Source organism: Methyloceanibacter sp., from assembly GCF_041573655.1.
Lineage (GTDB): Bacteria > Pseudomonadota > Alphaproteobacteria > Rhizobiales > Methyloligellaceae > Methyloceanibacter.
The window spans coordinates 70972-89458 of the sequence record NZ_JBFFQD010000004.1 but is presented as its reverse complement, the minus strand read 5'-3'; the positions used below and the strand labels follow the sequence as shown (position 1 = coordinate 89458).

At 60.8% G+C, this 18487-nt stretch carries 19 protein-coding genes; 7 read left to right on the top strand and 12 right to left on the bottom strand.

Going from position 1 to position 18487, the window contains the following annotated elements; all coding sequences use genetic code 11:
* The 3 genes from ABY454_RS02130 to ABY454_RS02120 all read right to left on the bottom strand — a co-directional run.
* Window positions 1-864, bottom strand: an 864-nt coding sequence (locus ABY454_RS02130) for a hypothetical protein (RefSeq protein ID WP_372928519.1), incomplete at its 3' end; no start/stop codon positions are given.
* A gap of 93 nt (window positions 865-957) precedes the next feature.
* Window positions 958-1539 (bottom strand): hypothetical protein, encoded by a 582-nt coding sequence (locus tag ABY454_RS02125; RefSeq protein ID WP_372928518.1) that lies wholly within the window; start codon window positions 1537-1539, stop codon window positions 958-960.
* Window positions 1540-1559: 20 nt separating this feature from the next.
* Entirely contained in the window at window positions 1560-3314 is a 1755-nt protein-coding gene (locus ABY454_RS02120) for an amidohydrolase (RefSeq protein ID WP_372928517.1), read from the bottom strand.
* On the opposite strand from ABY454_RS02120, the gene ABY454_RS02115 reads away from it, so the two are divergent.
* From ABY454_RS02115 to ABY454_RS02100, 4 genes are all read left to right on the top strand, one after another.
* Window positions 3272-4504: a hypothetical protein gene (locus ABY454_RS02115; protein WP_372928516.1), complete on the top strand. Its 1233-nt coding sequence runs from the start codon at window positions 3272-3274 to the stop codon at window positions 4502-4504. The genes ABY454_RS02120 and ABY454_RS02115 overlap by 43 nt on opposite strands.
* Window positions 4505-4873: 369 nt before the next feature.
* Window positions 4874-5398, top strand: a complete 525-nt coding sequence (locus ABY454_RS02110; protein WP_372928515.1) for an Hsp20/alpha crystallin family protein — start codon at window positions 4874-4876, stop codon at window positions 5396-5398.
* A gap of 247 nt (window positions 5399-5645) precedes the next feature.
* On the top strand, window positions 5646-6113 hold the full coding sequence (locus tag ABY454_RS02105; RefSeq protein ID WP_372928514.1) for a DUF2267 domain-containing protein: 468 nt from the start codon (window positions 5646-5648) through the stop codon (window positions 6111-6113).
* Window positions 6070-6258 (top strand): host attachment protein, encoded by a 189-nt coding sequence (locus tag ABY454_RS02100; RefSeq protein ID WP_372928513.1) that lies wholly within the window; start codon window positions 6070-6072, stop codon window positions 6256-6258. The genes ABY454_RS02105 and ABY454_RS02100 overlap by 44 nt, the downstream gene beginning before the upstream one ends.
* 97 nt (window positions 6259-6355) lie before the next feature.
* Here ABY454_RS02100 and ABY454_RS02095 read toward each other — a convergent pair whose 3' ends face one another.
* The 3 genes from ABY454_RS02095 to ABY454_RS02085 form a co-directional block, all read right to left on the bottom strand.
* Window positions 6356-9535 carry an efflux RND transporter permease subunit gene (locus ABY454_RS02095; protein ID WP_372928512.1) on the bottom strand — a complete coding sequence of 1060 codons (3180 nt, stop codon included), beginning with the start codon at window positions 9533-9535 and terminating at the stop codon, window positions 6356-6358.
* A gap of 20 nt (window positions 9536-9555) precedes the next feature.
* On the bottom strand, window positions 9556-10653 hold the full coding sequence (locus tag ABY454_RS02090) for an efflux RND transporter periplasmic adaptor subunit (protein WP_372928511.1): 1098 nt from the start codon (window positions 10651-10653) through the stop codon (window positions 9556-9558).
* A 271-nt stretch (window positions 10654-10924) separates the two neighbouring features.
* The gene (locus ABY454_RS02085) at window positions 10925-11656 is read right to left on the bottom strand and encodes a FadR/GntR family transcriptional regulator (protein ID WP_372928510.1); all 732 of its coding nucleotides are present in this window, start codon (window positions 11654-11656) and stop codon (window positions 10925-10927) included.
* A gap of 256 nt (window positions 11657-11912) precedes the next feature.
* Here ABY454_RS02085 and ABY454_RS02080 point away from each other — a divergent pair, with 256 nt between their 5' ends.
* Together ABY454_RS02080 and ABY454_RS02075 are read left to right on the top strand one after the other, a co-directional pair.
* Window positions 11913-12521, top strand: a complete 609-nt coding sequence (locus tag ABY454_RS02080; protein WP_372928509.1) for a sarcosine oxidase subunit gamma — start codon at window positions 11913-11915, stop codon at window positions 12519-12521.
* Window positions 12522-12723: 202 nt separating this feature from the next.
* The gene (locus ABY454_RS02075) at window positions 12724-13164 is read left to right on the top strand and encodes a hypothetical protein (RefSeq protein WP_372928508.1); all 441 of its coding nucleotides are present in this window, start codon (window positions 12724-12726) and stop codon (window positions 13162-13164) included.
* Window positions 13165-13250: 86 nt separating this feature from the next.
* Here ABY454_RS02075 and ABY454_RS02070 read toward each other — a convergent pair whose 3' ends face one another.
* From ABY454_RS02070 to ABY454_RS02050, 5 genes are all read right to left on the bottom strand, one after another.
* On the bottom strand, window positions 13251-13868 hold the full coding sequence (locus ABY454_RS02070) for a hypothetical protein (RefSeq protein WP_372928507.1): 618 nt from the start codon (window positions 13866-13868) through the stop codon (window positions 13251-13253).
* 107 nt (window positions 13869-13975) lie between these two features.
* Entirely contained in the window at window positions 13976-14224 is a 249-nt protein-coding gene (locus ABY454_RS02065; RefSeq protein ID WP_372928506.1) for a hypothetical protein, read from the bottom strand.
* 16 nt (window positions 14225-14240) lie between these two features.
* Window positions 14241-14423 (bottom strand): hypothetical protein, encoded by a 183-nt coding sequence (locus tag ABY454_RS02060; protein ID WP_372928505.1) that lies wholly within the window; start codon window positions 14421-14423, stop codon window positions 14241-14243.
* Window positions 14424-14444: 21 nt separating this feature from the next.
* A complete protein-coding gene (locus tag ABY454_RS02055) occupies window positions 14445-14699 on the bottom strand; it encodes a hypothetical protein (RefSeq protein WP_372928504.1) in 255 nt (84 codons plus the stop codon).
* Window positions 14696-15976, bottom strand: coding sequence for a DEAD/DEAH box helicase (locus ABY454_RS02050; protein WP_372928503.1), 1281 nt, complete (start codon window positions 15974-15976; stop codon window positions 14696-14698). Before ABY454_RS02050 ends, ABY454_RS02055 begins: the two co-directional genes overlap by 4 nt.
* A 347-nt stretch (window positions 15977-16323) precedes the next feature.
* On the opposite strand from ABY454_RS02050, the gene ybaL reads away from it, so the two are divergent.
* Window positions 16324-18075 (top strand): YbaL family putative K(+) efflux transporter, encoded by a 1752-nt coding sequence (gene ybaL / locus ABY454_RS02045; protein WP_372928524.1) that lies wholly within the window; start codon window positions 16324-16326, stop codon window positions 18073-18075.
* On the opposite strand, the gene ABY454_RS02040 is transcribed toward ybaL, so the two are convergent.
* On the bottom strand, window positions 18072-18461 hold the full coding sequence (locus tag ABY454_RS02040) for a response regulator (RefSeq protein ID WP_372928523.1): 390 nt from the start codon (window positions 18459-18461) through the stop codon (window positions 18072-18074). The two genes, ybaL and ABY454_RS02040, sit on opposite strands and share 4 nt — an antisense overlap.
* Window positions 18462-18487: the final 26 nt, after the last annotated feature.

Genomic DNA, 18487 nt, shown 5'->3' with positions numbered 1-18487 from the left:
TCCAGGTCTGCCGTAGTTTGGCGTGGCGCCCAATTCTATCGCCGTGAAAAATTCGCCGCGATCGAGCTGGCCAAAGCTGTTTGCATCGCCATTGGCGTCGTGGACGCCTCCCATGATGTATGTGTTCGCCGATGGATAAACCGCAGCAGCCAGCCCCAGCCCAGGGGCGGGCAACGGCATTGTCATCGTGTCTGAGAATGCAGGACTAAGGAACGCATAGTTGGAACTAACGAAGCGGCCTCCATCGTAAATGTCGGACGGATCCATTTTGCCGGCCCGATAGATGAGTTGGTCCGCGTAAGATCCCTGTTCCCAGTACAGTTGCTTAAGCGCGTAGTCCTGCGTGTCGAAGCTGACCACCGTGCCCCAAAGTGAGCCGACTTCTTCACCCAACTGGGAAGGCGGGATGTTCGAATATCGGTGGCGGGCTTCCGTTGCGAAGACCAGCGCCCCTGGCCAAGCGCCGCCCTGATTGAAGAGGTTCCACCGTCCAAAAACGTCAAAGTCTCCGCCACTGGCCTCAGACCACTTTCCGGGGAGGGCCTCGTCAGACTTCTGATAGAGCCCCGTGTAGTTCAGGCCAAGATCAAGTCCTATCGAGTCTCGCAACTCGCGCGTTATCCGAACCCATTGGTCGTGTAGCGGTTGCAGTGGCTCGATTGGAATTAGGCTATCCGCTCGTTCGTCAGATTCCCTGAGTTGGCTATCGATGTCATCCGGGGAATTGTCGAAACCACGATCAATAGGCGCGCGCGTCGAACCAGAAACAGGTTGTGCGATCGCCTTGTTGCAAAACAGCGCACAAAAGACGAATAGAACGAAGACTAGACATCGCATCCCGCGTAGGATTGCAATCACGCGCATCGTGCCCTCGTTTCATCAACGAACCTGGACTGTGTCCACTCAGCTCTATCACCCCGCACTACAGGTCTTATCCGCAAGAATTCTCAAAAACGCTTATGGTATGTACAGCTTGCCAACAACATCTTCGAGGTGGGCATTGGTCACGCCACTGGCTGGCACCACAAGGCCACGCTCAACAGCTCTCCGCCAGTCAACATTGCCATCTTCCAGAGCAATAAGCGCATTGACCGTTGTGTAAGCGTCAACACGCGGGGACTGCTGTAACCCAGTCAACGACTTCGCAAACCGAGGCCCTTCCCAACTAGTCGAGAGTTCCGCGACATAGATCTCATCTACCAGCATGAGATTTGCCGCAACTTCATCGCCGCTGGCAGACGCATGACGGCGCAGTCGCTCGTGAACGCGCTCTAGGGCCGCAGTGGCCCGGCTGAACGACCATTTGTGGTAGCCCACTCCAGGCTGGTTTGGGAATTGTGCGGCCTGGTACAGTCCATCTTTGCGCGCTGCCAGCTCCGCTTTATATGCGATGCCGGCCTCCGGATGTTTTGCGAATAAGAAGGAATAAATCAGCGCGTTTCCACAGGCCCATGCGACCTGCCAGCTGCAGGCAACGAGCAGCATAGCAATAACGGGGGCAACCGCTAACGAGCATCGAAGAGGGTTAATTTGCTGCATTCTCTACAATACCCCGAAGGTCAGTTCGCAGAGTAGACAGGCTTGCCAGCAAATATTGTCTGGAGAACCTTCACATCGCTGATCTCCGTTGGGTCGATCTCGAAGAGGTTCCGATCCAGCAGAACCATGTCGGCATGTTTTCCAACTTCGATTGAGCCTGCGACATCCTCATGCATCATTGCCTTGGCGCCGTTTATGGTCAGAGCTTTGACCGCCGTCTCAAGGTCGATTCCCTGGCCAAGGGCCTCACCCGTGTTTGTCGCTGGATCCTTGCGTGTGATCATCGCTTCGAGGCCACGCCACGGGTCGGCGTCCGGCGTACCTGCCGGCCAATCGCTGCCGAAGGTTACAGTCGCACCGGCTTCCACGAATTCCTTGATTGGGTGCCATCTGGCGTACCTGTCCTTTCCGACATAGGCGGACGCGACCTCACCAAGCGACGTTGGGTACCACATCACTGGCGAGAACTCGGCGATGACGCCCAGTTCTTTGAATCGCGGAATGTCGTCTTTGTGGACTACCATCAGGTGGCCTATGTGGTGCCGGAGATCCTGCTTGGGATCTTCTGCCCGAGCCTTTTCGATCGTATCGAGAAGTTTGCGCGTCGTTCCATCGCCGGTCGCGTGCATGCGAACCTGTATGCCATCCTTATGGGCTTGGACAATGCGCTCTAGTTCCTTTTCGCCGATGGTCATTTCTCCATACGTGCTGGGATCGTCGGAATAAGGCTCCACCAGCAGCGCCGTCTTGCTCAAAGGAGCACCGTCCGCCCAGTATTTGAGGCCAATCTTGATTAGTGGCGTTTCCAACTCATCACGCTTAGCAAGTACGGCTTCTGATTCCTCAGCGGTCGTGAATTCCGCCTGATAGTCGTTCAGCGCGATTGTGGCGGCGACCCGAAAGTTCAGGTTTCCCTCCTCTTCGAGGCGCCTGTAGGCCGCAAGAATTTCAGGCCCCACGGCCATATCGACGATGGAGGTCGTGCCATAGGCGCGGATCTGATCGAGCGAGCGCGAAATTGAGCGATACCAGGCGTCTTCGTCGGGCCTGCCGACAAGAAGACCGATGAGTCTCATTGCTGTCTCGGACAGATAACCCGTCGGCTCGCCCGTCTTGGGATCGCGGTCGATGACGCCGAACTCTGGGTCAGGGGTGTCTTTCGTGATCCCGGCCATTTCCAGGAGTTTCGAATTGACGACGCCATTATGGCCTGTCTCGTCGATCAGATAGACGGGACGGTCCGAGAAATGCGGATCGAGCCAAGCCTTTGTGGCCTTGCCTCCCGGGAAATCGCCCGCAGCCCACTTTTCTCCTCTAATGATCTCGATATCGGGATTCTTTGCTGCGTACTCCTTCACGATCTCGATTATTTCGTCCGGGGAGTTCGTCTCAGAAAATAGTAGACGGCCTGCCTCCTCGTGACCGTAGACAAGCGGTGGATGCACATGCGTGTCGTGAATGCCAGGCATTGCAAACCCACCATCGAGATCGACGACTTTCGTGCCTTCGCCCGTGACGGCCGCGATCGCTTCATTGCTGCCAACCGCAATAAACTTGCCGTCCTTTATGGCGACTGCTTCGGCCCAAGGCTTTGTCGCGTCCACCGTGTAGATCTTGCCATTAATGTATGCCGAGTCGGCCGTCTCAGCTGCCACACCTGCTGAGGTTGTAATGAGAAGGATGAGCGCAACAAAAGCGGTTCTCAGCATGCTAGTTCTCCCGGTCGTCATGCTTGGGCAAGCATCAAGGCGGTTTGAGGCTAACAAAAACTCCATCCTTAGCTAAGCTGTTACTAACACCCAAGGGGCCTTATAATCCGATCGCCGAGCAACGGGAGGGTACTGGCTTGGGAGATCTTCAACCGTCATCCGACGCCGAAACGATAATGCGGCAGGTGTCCGAGATATGCCGCAGCCAACGTTTTCATGACGCCCCTGTTTTGCAGCGCATACTTCGGTATACCGTCGAGTCAACCCTGGCCGGCGAGTCCGCACAACTTGGCGCAACTACTGTCGGGCGGTTCGCACTCGGTAAGGGTTTGAAGTTTCGAAGCTCCAAGGACTCCAGTGTCAGGGTTGCCTTCAATCGTTTGCGGAATGCGCTTGCGCTCTACTACTCGGCCGAAGGCCAGAAGGACGACATCGTTATCCGGTTTGCGCCCGGCTGCTATGTGCCCTCATTCAGCCACGCACGATCAGATGAGGACAATGGCCCTGCTACCGCTTTGCGGTGGGCAGATTGGTATCAAGGCATTGCGACGATGGCGGCCCATCAACGCGCTTCAGCCGCGGTTCAGGTTGAGCTCACCAGCCACCCTGATCATCCCGATCTTCTTGCCGCGTATGCCGATCTCCTCCTTGATGGCCACAAGCACGGATACGATGACGATCCGCGTGCCGTGCAGTATGTGGTGGATTTGATCGATCGTGCCAAAGATGCCCGTCCAGACAATGCGCGCGTCCAGTTCGTTGATTCCTTCTTGGCGTTGCATCTGGGCAATAAAGACGCGGTTGCACAGATCGGTCGGGCGCTAACGGAGCCCCACAATTCAAGAATCAATCGGGCACAGGGGACTTGGATGCTGGCTTTGGTTTCGGATCCGTCAGACTTTGGCGATCGACCAGAGTGGGACCTGTTCGATCAGACGGGCCTTCCCGGCTGGATCCACCACGCTCGTTTCGTTGTCTCCTATGCGAATGGTGAATATGAAGACGCGCTACACGCAGCGATGCGCTTCGGAATGCGAGACTGGTACTGGGGCTATATTGACCGCGCTGCGGCACTCGCCCAGCTCGGGCTTAAAACGGCCGCCTCCCTCGAACTGCAACAACTCGTCCTGCTCAATCATCAGTTCCCGAAGAATCCTGAGCGATTCCTATCCTCCTACGTCCCAAACTGCAGCTTAGTGGAGCACATCAAGGAGGGTTTGGAGAAAGCTGGTCTTTCTAAGCTGGATGCTCACTGACGACCACCAGGAAAGTCAAAGCCGGGTTGGTCAGCATTGTTTTCAACGCGCCAGCAATCGTCTCATGTCCTCGAGACGCGCACACGTTTCGCAGAGTGCGGCATTGATGTCCGCTTCTGGCACTTTACGGACATCGATTTCGACGCTCGGGATGTCTGCTTTAGGGGGTAAAGCGGACATCGTTCGATAGACGTCCAATGTCTGCTAATGACCCAAAGCGGACATGCGGCTCGCGACTGGGTCGGAACGTTCTCATCAAAACAGCTGACCTGCGCCGCTGGGAGAAGTTGGGATCTTGACGCAGCTCAATGACAGAGGGCGCAGTCGGTGATGATTTCTCCTACCCCAGTTGTGAGCAGGAGTAAGGAGATGGCTGACAAATCATCCAACGCTCCGGCAAAGCCGGAGCAAAGCCCCCGTCACGTCGGTGTATGGGATCCACTATCGACCCTACGGCGTGAGTTTGACCGACTATTCGACGATTTCAGTGCCGTTTCGGGTCAGCGACCGGGCGGCATGTTGAGTGCGGAACCATTTTGGCGCGGCGAGTTTGGTCTTGCCCAGGCACCCGCCGTCGACATCGTCGAGCATGACAAAAGCTATCAAGTCACGGCCGAACTCCCGGGCATGGAAGAGAAGGACATTGACGTAAAGTTTGCCGACGGCGTGCTTACGATCAAGGGCGAGAAGAAGGAGGAGTCCGAAGAAAAGCAGAAAGATTACTATCGTTCCGAGCGTCGCTTCGGCGCCTTTCAGCGTTCGTTTCGCGTGCCCGATGGCATTGAGCCCGACAAGATCGAGGCAACCGTCAAGAACGGCGTCCTAACGGTTCTTCTGCCCAAGTCGGACGATGCGCAAAAGCGCGAGAAGAAGATCGAGATCAAGAAGGGCTAAGACCCAAGCTCGTCCCAAAATAGGAGCCTCGGGAAGATGAGATCATTTTTATGAGCATCCACAAGCGCATCCTAGAGTGGCAGGTGGATCACCCGAACATCACTTGGATTGTTTGGGGCATTATTTGGACGATTGTACTGGTGCTTCTCTTTTGGCCTCAACCTTCCGAATAATCATGATGCGTGGTCGAAGGAGCTCCAGACGCCCTGAGTCTTGAGCTTAGTTCGAGCAGCAAGGAGGAAAGCCCATGACCACCGGCCTCGATACTTTTGATACGACCGTTCAGGAGTCCAATCGCTGGCTCAAAGCTGTAATGGATCGGCTTAACACCACAGACCGCCATCGCGCCTACTCGTGCTTGCGGGCGGTGTTACACGCTCTTCGTGATCGTATCGGTCCAGAGAGCGCGGCGCATCTCGGCGCACAGCTGCCTATGCTGTTGCGCGGGCTCTACTATGAAGGCTGGGACCCGACAAACAAGCCGACCAAAGAGCGCCATAAAGAAGCGTTCCTTGCGCACATCGCGCAGGAGTTGCCTCGTGCGACGGAAGACGAAGTAGAGCAGGGAGCGCTGGCCGTGCTCGACGTGCTGTCGAAGTATGTTGATCGCGGCGCGGCTATAAAAATTGCCGTGATGTTCCCGCGAGATTTGCGCAAGTTCTGGCCCACTTTTGTTCAGGAAGCGGCACAACAGCGCCAGCAAAGGGCGTCCTGAATTCGTTCTGGTAGCGCCGCCGAAGGTGCTAGGTGAGGTCAGGCAGGCGTTGCCGGCGACACTTGCCAAAGTCCTCACGGACACCTTCACGAAGGATCTGACAAAGATCCCAGACCACGAGCTTCCAGCGCAATTGCTAGACTGAGGTCTGGTTAGCCGCGTCATCCCGCGTGGTTGTCTCCTATTGGCACATAGCGGACATTAGAGCTGGTTCCGTCGATGTCTATTGTGGGCTTACGCCGCTACTCGCCTGGGGCGGGCGAGGCCTCGATCCGGCCCCGTTTCGCATTTGCCTTCGCGCCATAGCCGGCGAGCCGGAACACGGTGATGGACAGCGCCGGCAGGAAGGTCAGCGTGATGATCGCCGTGCTCAGAATGCCGAACAGGACGATGGCGCCGACGCCGCGATAGAGCTCCGTTCCGGCGCCGGGAATAAACACGAGTGGCGCCAGGCCGCAGATCGTGGTCACTGTCGACATCGCGATAGGGCGAAGCCGCGACGATACCGCCTCCATCACCGCGTCCTTCGCATCGAGTCCCATCTCGCGCAGATTGTAGAGCGCGCGGTCGACGATCAGGATCGGATTGTTCACCACGGTTCCCATGAGGATCAGAAAGCCGAGCATGGTGATCATGTCGAAGGGCTGGATGATCGGAGCGACCCCGAACTGCGGCAGGATCGCGCCCACCAAGTTCATCAGTGCGAGCCCCACGAGACCGCCCGCCACGCCGAGCGGAATAGCGGTCATGATGAGCAGCGGATAGCCCCAATGGGTGAAGATCGCGACGAGCAGCAGATAGATGATGACGACCGCCACGATGTAGTTTCCAGCCAGCGCCTCGCGCGTCGCGTCGAGCTGATCGGAGGCGCCTGAGATCGTCATGCTCACATCGAACGGCACATCGCCGGCGCGCTTCATGTGATCGACGAGTTGGCTCTTTACAATTTCCACGCCCGTCTCCAGCGCCACGTCGTCCGGCGGTATGATGTTGAGTGTCACCGTACGCTTGCCGTCAATGCGCCGGATCGAGTTGGTGTCCACCGTCTCCTTGATGTCGGCCACCGACGATAGCGGCACGATGGTGCCTTGCGGCGTATAGACGGGCATGTCGGGCAGTGTGTCGAGCGAGGTGCGCAAGGCATCCTTGCTGTAGAAATAGATGTCGATCTTCTCGTCGTCGCGGAAGAACTCGCCCACATAGGCGCCGTCCGTCAGTGCCGCGACGGTGAAGCCGACGTCGTCCGACGTCATGCCAAGCTCGGCGGCGCGGTCCCATTTGGGGCGCACCTCGATCAGCGGCTGCGACAGGGTCAGCGTCGAAGGCTCGGCTTGAATACGTGGCGTGTCGAAGATCTCGCCGGCGCGCCGATAGGCCGTGGAGGCGACGTTGTAGATGTCTTGAAGGCGCGGGCCCGAGATATCCAAGCTGACGCTGCGCGTGCCGCCGTCATTGCTGGTGATGATCGAGCCGCGCGACACGAAGGGCCGCATCCCCGGATAGGTCCTATATCTCTCGCCGACGACCTTCATCAGCTTGCCGATATCGCCGGGATCGATCGTCTCGGCGATGATGCGAAGGGAGTCCGCCTCCATCATCAAGAAGAAGTACTTGATGGCCGGGACTTCGGTCTCGCCGCGATGGAACCGCGCCGGATCGTCCTTGACGAAAGGCAGCAGCCAGTCCTGCAGATCCGTGCCGATCTCAGTCATGGTGTCGAGGTTGTAGCCGGGCGGTGCGCTGAGGCGCGCGAACATCTTGGGCTCCTCGCCCTCCGGCAGATATTCGGCCGGCGGCGTCAGGAGCAGAATGATCGCCGCGCTGGCGCCGGCCGCACCCAAGATGCAGAGCAAACGCCGGATCGGCCCGCCCACGAGCCAACCAACACCTTTGACAATGGCGCCGTCTGCCCGATCGACGGCCTTATTGTCTTGCGGCGTCAGGTCGAAATGCGCAGCCGCCGTCGGCACGACCGTGATGGCGACGATCATCGAGGCGAGGATCGAGGCCGACACGGCGATGGCGATGTCGGAATATAGCTGCCCGGCTTCTTCTTGGATGAACACGATCGGCACGAACACGAGCACCGTGGTCAGTGTCGAGGCGAGCACCGCGGGCCAAACTTTGCGCACGCCTTCGATGGCGGCCTTCAGCCGGTCCAGCCCTTTGCGGCGTTCCAGGTCGATGCTTTCCAGCACGACAATAGTGTTGTCGAGCGTCATGCCGATGGCGAAAGCAACCCCCGCAAGAGAAATGACGTTCACCGTCCGCCCTGCCACCATCAGCCCGATAAACGCCGCGATGGTACAGATCGGAATACCGATCACGCCCACCACGGTTGCCTTGGCGGAGCGCAAGAACAGCCACATCACCAGCGTCGCCAGCACTGCGCCGATGGACAGGTTCGTCCACACATTGCGGATAGACGCTTCGACATAGTTGACGTCGTCCGCCGTGAGCTCCAGCTCCATCCCCGTGGGGATCAGGACTTCGCGGTTGATCTCCTCTACCTCCTTCATCACCGCCTCCTTGATGGCGATGACGTTCGAGCCGGCCTCGCGACGGATCGACAGGAAGATGATGGGCTGGTCGTTCACATAGGCACGTGTGTAGATCTCAAAATGTCCGAGCCGGACGTCCGCAACGTCCTCGAGGCGGATGATGTTGTCACCGCGCCGGGCGATGATCAGCTCCTTGAGGTCCTCTGGATTGTCGAACCGGCCGATGGTCCGCAGCAGGTAGCGTCGCTTGCCGCTTTCGATCTCGCCGCCCGAGGTATCGCGGTTGCGCGCCGCCACCGCGCGGCGCACATCCGTGAGGGAGATCTTTCGTTCGGCCAGCGCCGCCGGATCGAACAGAATCTGAATCTGCTTTTCCGCGCCGCCGCCGAACCCCACATCGGACACGTCCGTGACGCTCTCCAGCCGCGCCCGGACATTGTCGTCGATGAAGTCGCGCATCATGTCCATGTTTAGCTGGCGCGGATTACCCGGCAGCGGCGAGACACGGAAATACATGAAGGAGTTGGCGCTGAAGGAGCTTGCGCGCACGCGCGGCTGGTCCACGTCCTCCGGATAAGAGGGGACCTGGCTCAGCGCGTTGTTGATGCGGATGAGCGTCTCGTTGAGGTCGATATTGTAGGGGAACTCCATCTCGATGCGTGCTGCGCCGCTGGAGGCGCGCGAGATGATGCGTTCAAGGCTTGGGATCGAGCGGAGATATTCCTCCTGCTCGATAACGATCTCTTTCTCGACGTCCTGCGGTGTCGCGCCGGCCCAGCGCGTGTGCACCGTGACCGTGCGCACCTCGAGATCTGGAATCATCTGCACGGGGATACGGAAGGCAGCAACGATACCGAGCACGCACACGATCAGGGCGATGACCGTCACCAGGGTTCCGCGCTTGACGATCTGCTCGAGCATTGTGCTTTACGTCTCTTGCCTCAGCTCGCCAGCTTGACGGTCTGGCCTTCGCGTAAGGACTCGTTGCCACGAACCACGACGCGGTCGCCTTCCTTCAGGCCTTTAAGGACCTGAACGCGTCCATCGAAGGCAAGTCCGATCTCCACCCGCCGCTCGGTGACGCTAACCGTATCGCCGTCTTGTTTCACGACCCACACGGTGATGCGTCCGTCCGGATAGCGGATCAGGGCGTCACGGTTGACCGCCACGTCCTGCTTGCCTGTGTCGAGATCGATTAGGACGCGGGCTGACATGCCGGGCGTGATGGGGATGTCGTTGCGCTTGGGAAGGACCCGCAAGGTGAACGTGCGCGCATCCGGATCGCTCACCGGGATCAGCGCGCCGATCGTTGCCGGCACGAGTTCGCCGGGCAGCGCGTCGATTTCGATCCTAACGTCCGCGCCCTGCCGCAATCGCGCGTAATAGTCTTGCGGTACGGGCACATCCACGCGGAAGTCGTGCATGGCCACGAGCTCGAACACGGCCGTCCCCGGCGTCACCCACTGGCCGACCTCGGCCATGCGTTTGGAGATCACCCCGTCGTAAGGCGCCGGTAGTTGGTGGCGCTGAAGAACGACTTGGCGGCGCTTCTGCTCGGCCTTGAAACTCTCATGCGTCGCCGTGTCGATGTCGACTTCGGCTTGCCTGGCCTCGACTTCGTTTTGCGGTCCGTATTTGCGCTTGGCCAGGCTCTCGGCGATGCGCAAGCGGCGCTTGGCGTCCTTGACCTCGCCGGCGGCTTGCGCCGCTTGGGCCTCGGCCTGCTCATACGCGGCCTCCTCAAGCTCGGCGTCGAGCTCTAGCATGAGATCGCCGGTCTTCACATGCGCGCCGCTGTCGAAATAGACCTTGCTCACCAAGCCGCCCACGGAGGTGGAAATCTGGGACGCGTGCGGCGATGTAACCGTGCCGGAGAGTTCCAGCTTGCGTACCACGGGCGCCTCTCGCACCACTTCCGTGTCGACCGGTGGGATGGTTTGCGCCAGGACGGGCACGCCAAGACAGGTCGCGGCCGTGACGCAAAGACCGGTTAGGACCAGCCTGTGCGCCCGCTTGGTAAGACCCTCGGCGGGTCTCATGTATCTGCAACGGAAATCCATCATTACTCTCGTCATCGGCCACTCGAAACCCATCGTAATGGAAGCACTGGGCCGGCAACATTAAGAAGCAGAAAGGGTTAGCCTGGTTCTCGCCTCGGTTTCACGCCGATTTTAGAGAGAGAACGATGTCGGTGCCAGCGATGGCCAGCCAAGGTAACTGGGATTTGTTGCAAAGACCGCGCTCAGGTGCAGTCTTATGGGCCGTAGTGTTAACGGCGGCTGCCGTCCGGAGTTGGCATTGGCCCGCTACTTAAGGGTTTGCCGCCCTCAACAGATCGTCGCGCGCCTTCTCCAGATGCTCAGCCATCAGTGCTTGCGCAAGCTGCGCATCGCGCACGTGGATGGCGCGGAGAATGCCACCATGCTGACGATTGTATTCGTCTATCACATCCGGCGTTAGTATCTTCTCCTTCATGGCGTCCCACTGGGCGTGCAGCCGCACATGGTTGATCTGGCGGTAGACGCTGATCAGGAGCGGATTGGCCGAGGCGCGCGCGATGAGGAGATGGAGCTCGCCGTCCCATTTGGAGAACTCGTCTTTGTCATGCGCTGCGGCCTCCGCTTTGGCCAGGATGGCGTCCATGTCGTCGAGATGACGTCGCGTGGCGTGCAGGACCGCAAGCCGCGCCGTGAACGGCTCTACCGCGAGCCGTGCTTCGATGAGCTGCAAGGGGCTGAGTTCATCGACTAGACCCGCGGGACGCTGGCCGGCTACCGCGGAGGCGCCCACGAAAGTCCCACTGCCGAGCCGGCGCGACACCAGCCCGTCCCGCTCCAGCCTGTCGAGCGCACGGCGCACGGTCGAGCGCGCCGCTTTGAAGGTTTCGGCGAGCTGGCGTTCGGGCGGAAGCTTGTCCCCCTCGCTATACGCGCCGGTTTCGATCGCGCGCTGCAAATACGCTGTGATGGTGCCCACGCCAGAGGTCGGCTTCGACAAGCGCGCCAGCATGGTTTCTTCATCCCGTGTCGGTTGGTCGCTCACGGTGTGACCTCGTAGCTTTGCGATAGTCGGCGGCAATGTAACGTACCACTTTGGGCCCGTAAAGAATTAATTGGTTTGCAATCGGTTTTGCGGTGTGCAGTAATACTGAGGGTTTTAGTTGACATAGCGCTGGGCCTGGAGAACGGCCCCGCACGCCACGGCGAGGTGGTGAAGGTCGCCGATCCGTTGCGCAAGGCCGAGATGCTGGCCGAGGTCGTCGCACCGCATTTCGTCGATCCGGATGGGGAGCGTGTCCGTGTCTAAGCTGACATCCCGCTCCGCCTTTGAGGGCATTCTCACGCCGGGCCGCATCGGCGCCAAAGACGGCGAGGCGGGCGTGACCGTCACTGAGCGCGTGGGGCTTGGCCTCGCCAGTCTCGAGGTCCGCGAAGGACAAACCGATGCGCTGAAATCATGCGTGCGCGATGCCTATGGCGCGGCGCTGCCCGAGGGCTCCACCGTGGCGTTCGGCAAAGACGTGATGTTCATCGGCACCGGTCCCGGCCAATGGCTTGCCGTGTCTGAGACGATTGGCAACGAAGACCTGGCAGCGCATCTTGCCGCCAAGCTCGAAGGGTGCGCGTCCGTCGCCGATCAGAGCAGCGGCCGTGGGGCTTTGCGTTTCAGCGGGCCGCGCGCGCGCGATTGTCTTGCCAAGGGGCTGGCCATCGACCTCGACCTGCGCGTCTTTCCGGCCGGCAGCGCCGCCACCAGCACGCTTTCGCATATGGGCGTGGCTCTCTGGCGGGAGGGCGAGGCGGAGAGCTTCAACATCGTCCTCAACCGCAGCATGGCGGACAGCTTCTGGCGCTGGCTGAAGGCATCGGCAGCCGAATATGGCTGCCAGGCCGTCACGGCATCGTGACCCCGAACGCCAGCGTCCTGAGGAAAAACGGTCGTTTCCCGCCCGAATTGCCAAGCACATGGTTTGGGAATCTTGGCAGGCACCGCTAGAATACTTCCCAGTTGGGGGAAGGGCGTGAGCCCAAAGCGGCACCGGCCAGCCGCGATGCGAGGTTCTCGAAGAGAGCGCGGCCGCCAGCTCTCAAGACCGAGAGACGACCACCATGATTCGTCCTGTAATCGCCGCGCTTGCGCTGGGTGCACTGATGTGCGGCCCCGCTGTCGCCGAAGACGCCTCCGACCGGCCGACCCGCATGGGGGAGGACAAGGAAAAGACTGTTTTCGTCCAGCTCATCGTCAAGGCGTGCCGTGGCGTGACGGTGCCACTCGAGCCCACCAACCACGGCAAGGACTACAACAACGAAAAGCCCGTGACGCGCGCCGAGAGCATGGCCGCCGCGATCGCGACCGGCTGCATCGACGTGCCCGTGCCCATGGAATTCCTCGCCGAGGGCATGTCGCCGAACGCTTGCTTGGGGCATGGCGGCTATCTCGCGGCCATGCAGTTCTTGCGGCAGCGGCAGGATCTGCGTGAGTTCCCGGCCGTCGCCGCCTGGAACTGCGTGATCACCGATCACGAGGTGGTCGGGGTTTCGACCATGTAGCTTGCCGCGCGCAGCATCGGACACAAAAAAGGCAGGGAGAGCAATCTCCCTGCCTTTGTCGTTTCAGGCTTGGCTTTCGTCGCGCACTACAACGCCTTGACGTTGACGATCGACGTGCGCGTGATCTCGATGACCACCCTGTCGCCGACTTGGATTTGATCGAAGCCCACAATGCTCGGCGGCACATAGACGGTCCGGGTCATGCCGCCGGTTCCGGCGAACGACACGGTGCGCTGGTTCTTATTGACTGCCGCGATCGTGGCGGTGAGTTCGATCGTGGTGAGATTGGCCGTGCCACCCGATGGCGTGAGATTGTTCCAGCTCTGCTCGGCCACCGTCGGCGCGTTCATCCCCATATCGGCGGTTTCGCTCTCTGCGAACTTATTCTTGACCGCCTCCGGCACGCCATCGGCCTTGCGCAGCGCCACGGCCACCTCCTGGGTAAACTGGATGGTGACCTTCTCCTTCAGCTTGATCGTCTTGATGTCCTTCACGTCGGGGCTGATCACGCCGACGATCGTCCTGCCGCCGGGCCCGACGACCATCAGGACGCGCTCAGGGACTTTGATTTCTTCGACGGTGCCGGTCATCGTGATCGTGCCGGCGTCTTCCTCGATGGGAACCTGCGCTCTCGCGTCGTCAACAAAGAGCATCGCAACGCTGAACGCCAACACGCCCTTCACGGCGGCGACAAGAATTTGCATGAATTTTCCTCCGGGCCAGAATGCGCCTCGACCGGCGGCTTGGGGACACCGCAGGTGCGGCGGGAGCCACACTATAGTCGAGGAGCGCGGCGATGAAACCGCTTTGGCTAGGAGGCTTTGGCTTTAGCCTTGGCTTTGCGCGAGCGGGCCAATGACTTGATCGGGGAACGGGGCTTGCCGGACATTTCGGCAATCGTCTGATCCTGAGCCTCGATAATGGTGCGCGCGGGGGCGTCCCCGTCCAAGCCGCCGAGCTCGGTGGCGGGGACCTTCCGGTTCGATGTCTGCCGGCCGTCCTCGTAGATGACGTCGAACAAGACAAAGCCGCTTGGGCGCGCTTGCTGCTTCCTGGCCATGGTGCTGTCCCGCGGGTTAAGCGTCGTCCGTGGGCGTTCCGGCATCCTCGTCCGGCGTGCCGGTCTCAGGCACGCCGTCCCGGAGAGCCTTGCGCTTTGCGGTCTCTTCTTCGAGGCGCCGCAGCTTCTCCTGCTTCTTCTGCGCCTTTGCTCGGGCGCGCTCAGCCTTCTGGAAATTGTAGTTCGGTTTGAACGCCATCTTCTAAAGGGCCTCCCGTGTCTAGGTCTGTTTGGACCGGCGCACCGCGGCGCGCTTCTTCGGCTTAGGTGCTGCTGCGGCGACCGCGGCCTCGGCTTCGCGATCGGCGGCTTCCTTGGCCAGCCGAAGCTCGCGTAGCCGCGCGGTCTTCTCCGCCAAGGCATCGCTCGCCTGCTGCTGCTCGCGCTTGAAGCTTTCCTGCCGTTTCTGGCTTTGGCTCAGGATCGCCTCGGCGCTGCGCCGCGCTGCCGACATGCGTGAGATTGTCTTGTTCATAGTCGTACTTCCTGTTGCTGGTTTGCACCGCGGCTCTTGCCCGCGGCTCGGTTGGGGCGGCGGCCCCGATTGGTCCGGCGCTTCTTGGCGGCATGCCTCTTGGCACCGTTGCGGTTGCCCGGACGCGGCGAGGTGTCCTCGCGTTCCGCTAGGGTGTGTTCCACCACACTGACATCGACGCGCATCAGCCGCTCGATGGCCTTGAGGTAAGGCCGCTCGCTGTTGTCGCAGAGCGACAGGGCGGTGCCTTGTGCGCCTGCGCGAGCCGTGCGTCCAATACGATGCACATAGCTCTCCGGCTCGTTGGGCAGCTCGTAGTTGATGACATGCGAGATGCCAGGAACGTCGATGCCCCGCGCCGCGATATCAGTGGCGACGAGGATTTGCACGCGGCCCGAACGAAAGCCGTCCAGTGCGCGCACGCGGGCATTTTGCGCCTTGTTGCCGTGCAAGGCCGCCGCGGTGAGTCCTGCCTCGACAAGATGACGGCACACGCGGTCGGCGCCGCGCTTGGTCCGCGTAAACACGACCGCCTGGCTTAGTGCCGGGTCCGTGACCAGCTGGGTCAGCAGTGTGCGCTTGTCCCGCGCGCCAACGAAATAGACGCGTTGCGCGATGCGGTCGACGGCGACCTTGGCCCGGGAGATGTCCACACGGACGGGATTGCGCAGAATGTCGTGCGCAAGTTTTGCAATCGACGGCGGCATGGTCGCCGAGAACAGCAGGGTCTGGCGCTCCTTGGGACAGAAGCCGACGATTCTACGGACGTCGTGGATGAAGCCCATGTCGAGCATGCGGTCGGCTTCGTCGAGGATGAGCGTCTGAACCTCGCTCAGGCGAATATGGCGCTGATTGCACAGATCGAGCAGGCGCCCTGGCGTTGCGACCACGATGTCCACACCGGCACGGAGCGCTTTGACCTGCTGGCCTTGGCCCACGCCGCCGAAAATGACGGCCGTACGCAGTTTGAGGTGGCGCCCATAGACGTTGATCCGGTCGGCGATCTGGCCAGCCAGTTCGCGCGTCGGGGCCAGGATGAGCGCCCGCGGCATGCCTGGCTTGCGCGGGCTGGTATCACCGGAGAGGTTGTGCAGCAGCGGCAGCGCAAAGGCGGCCGTCTTACCGGACCCTGTCTCGGCTACGCCGAGCAGGTCTTTGCCCTCGGTTAGAATTGGAATCGCCTGGACCTGAATAGGGGTCGGCGTTTGGTAGTTCTCGGCGTTAAGCGCACGCCGCAACGGTTCGGCAAGGCCGAACATATCGAAAGAAGGTGTCAAGTAATGTTCCTCGGCGTCCCGGCACCGGCGCGAACGCCAATGGACCGTGAGGACGCTTGCCTCACCCCACGCGCTATCTGGGGGCAGACGAAAATCGGGAAATTGTCTCGGGATGAGGCGCCACAGGTGTGGCAGCTTCGCGCGATCGCGAGCAATCAATGTTTCTGCAACATGGAGATGCGGCACCGGACTGTCAAGTTGAGATGCCCAACGGCGTAAATGCCGCAGATTCTATGCGTTTTTAGGCGGTCCTTTCTGGACGGGAGGGGCTGTGGCCGTCACAATTCGCTGTCAGGCTAAGGTCGGCGACAGTGCTCGCCGGCGACCCCGCCGAAGGCTTCTTGATAATGCTGCATGTCCCGCCACTCGTTTCCACGCTGACGATTGGCCTCGTGCTCGCCTTCAGTCTCGGCGTCGTCGCTCACCGCCTCAAGCTGCCCCCGCTGGTCGGATACCTCGTTGCGGGCATCGCCATCGGGTTCTCGCCCAGCGTCGGCGCCGACCAGAACATCGCCAACCAGCTTTCCGAGGTTGGCGTCATCCTCCTCCTGTTCGGCGTTGGCTTGCATTTCTCAGTCAAGGACCTGCTCTCCGTCCGCGCCATCGCCATTCCGGGCGCCGTGCTGCAAGGTCTGGTCGCCACCCCGCTCGGCATGGGCGTGGGCTGGATGCTCGGCTGGAGCCTGGGCGCCGGGTTCATCTTCGGCCTGGCCCTGTCCGTGGCGAGCACCGTGGTCCTCTTGCGCATGCTCCAGGAGCGGCGCCTGATCGACACCGAGCGCGGCAGGATCACCGTCGGCTGGCTGATCGTTCAGGACATCGCCATGGTGATGGCCCTGGTTCTGCTGCCGGCGATCACCGGATTGTTCGAGGGCGATGCACCACCCGACCTGACGGAGATGGCGCGCCAATGCGCCGAGGTAATCGGTAAGCTGGCGATCTTCACGTTCGTCATGTTCGTCGTCGGCAAAAAGCTGATCCCCATGCTGCTGCATTACGTGGCGCATACGGGGAGCCGCGAGCTGTTCCGCCTCGCGGTGTTGTCCATTGCTCTCGGCTTCGCATTTCTCGCCGCCGAGCTGTTCGGCGTATCGCTGGCGCTTGGCGCGTTCTTCGCCGGCATGGTGCTGAGCGAGTCTCAGTTGAGCCAGCAGGCGGCGACCGAGTCGCTGCCCTTGCGCGACGCCTTCGCGGTGCTGTTCTTTGTCTCCGTGGGCATGCTGTTCCACCCGGCCATCATGATGGACGAGCCGCTGGCGGTGCTCGCCACCGTAGCGATCATCGTCGTGGCGAAATCGATCGTCGCCTATTCCATCGTCCGCGCGTTCGGATATTCCCACGACGCCGGGCTGATGATCTCCGCCTCGTTGGCGCAGATCGGTGAGTTCTCCTTCATCCTAGCGAGTCTTGGCCAGAGCCTCGGTGTCCTGCCGCAGGAGGGACGCGATCTGATCCTCGCCGGCGCCATCATCTCGATCCTGCTCAACCCGCTGCTGTTCGCCGCGCTCGATGGTTATTTTGCCCGGCGCGAGAGGCTCGCCGCGGAAGGCGTGGTTCCTGAAGGTACCGACATGGACGCGGAGACCGAGGAAGAGGAGGCGACTCCAACGCGCGAGCCAATCGTTCCGACGACCCTCACCGACCACGTCGTCCTGGTGGGACATGGCCGGGTCGGTAAGTTCATATCGAAGCAGCTGCGCGAGCGCGGGACGCCGCTCTATATCGTCGAGGACGACGCAGACGACGTGGCCGATCTCAAAAGCCAAGGCATCGAGGCGCTCGTCGGCAACGCCGCCGATCCGGAAGTGGTGCAGTCTGCCAATCTCGGGGATGCCCGCTGTCTGCTCGTCGCCATTCCCGACGCCTTCGAAGGCGGGCAAGTGGTCCAGCAGGCCCGCGACATCAACCCGGTCTTGCAAATTATCGCCCGGGCCCACTCCGAAGAAGAGATCAATCACTTGGTCAAGCTGGGCGCCAATCTCGTGGTCATGGGCGAGCACGAAATCGCCAAGGCCATGATCGGCGATGTCGAGGGTGTGCGCTCGCCGACGAGAGGGGATGACGGCGCACCTCGCCCCCGGACAAGTTCGTTCGCTTAAGCGTTCGACGCTGACCGCGCCCCCACGATCTCGCGAATAAGGGGCTCAAGGACATTCCAGGTGTCGGCGTTCTTGTGAACGAACGGCACGTTCAAATCCCGGCAGCGTCGCTTCAAATCCTCGTCTGTGCTGCCCGTCAACACGATGACGGGCGGCCTCGGCTCGGACTTGGCGAGCCGCTCCACGATGTCGAAGCCATTCATGTCGGGTAGGTTGAGGTCGACGATAAGGAGATCCGTGTCTTCTCCCGCGATCGTATCGACGGCGCCCGCCCCGTCTTCGGCGGTCTCGACCGTCAGGCCCAACTGGGCGCAACGGAGCGATAGAAACTCACGAATGATGCGATCGTCGTCGGCAATAACGACACGCCGGCCCTTGAGCGGCATATTTGATTGCAGGGCGGCGTCCTCGG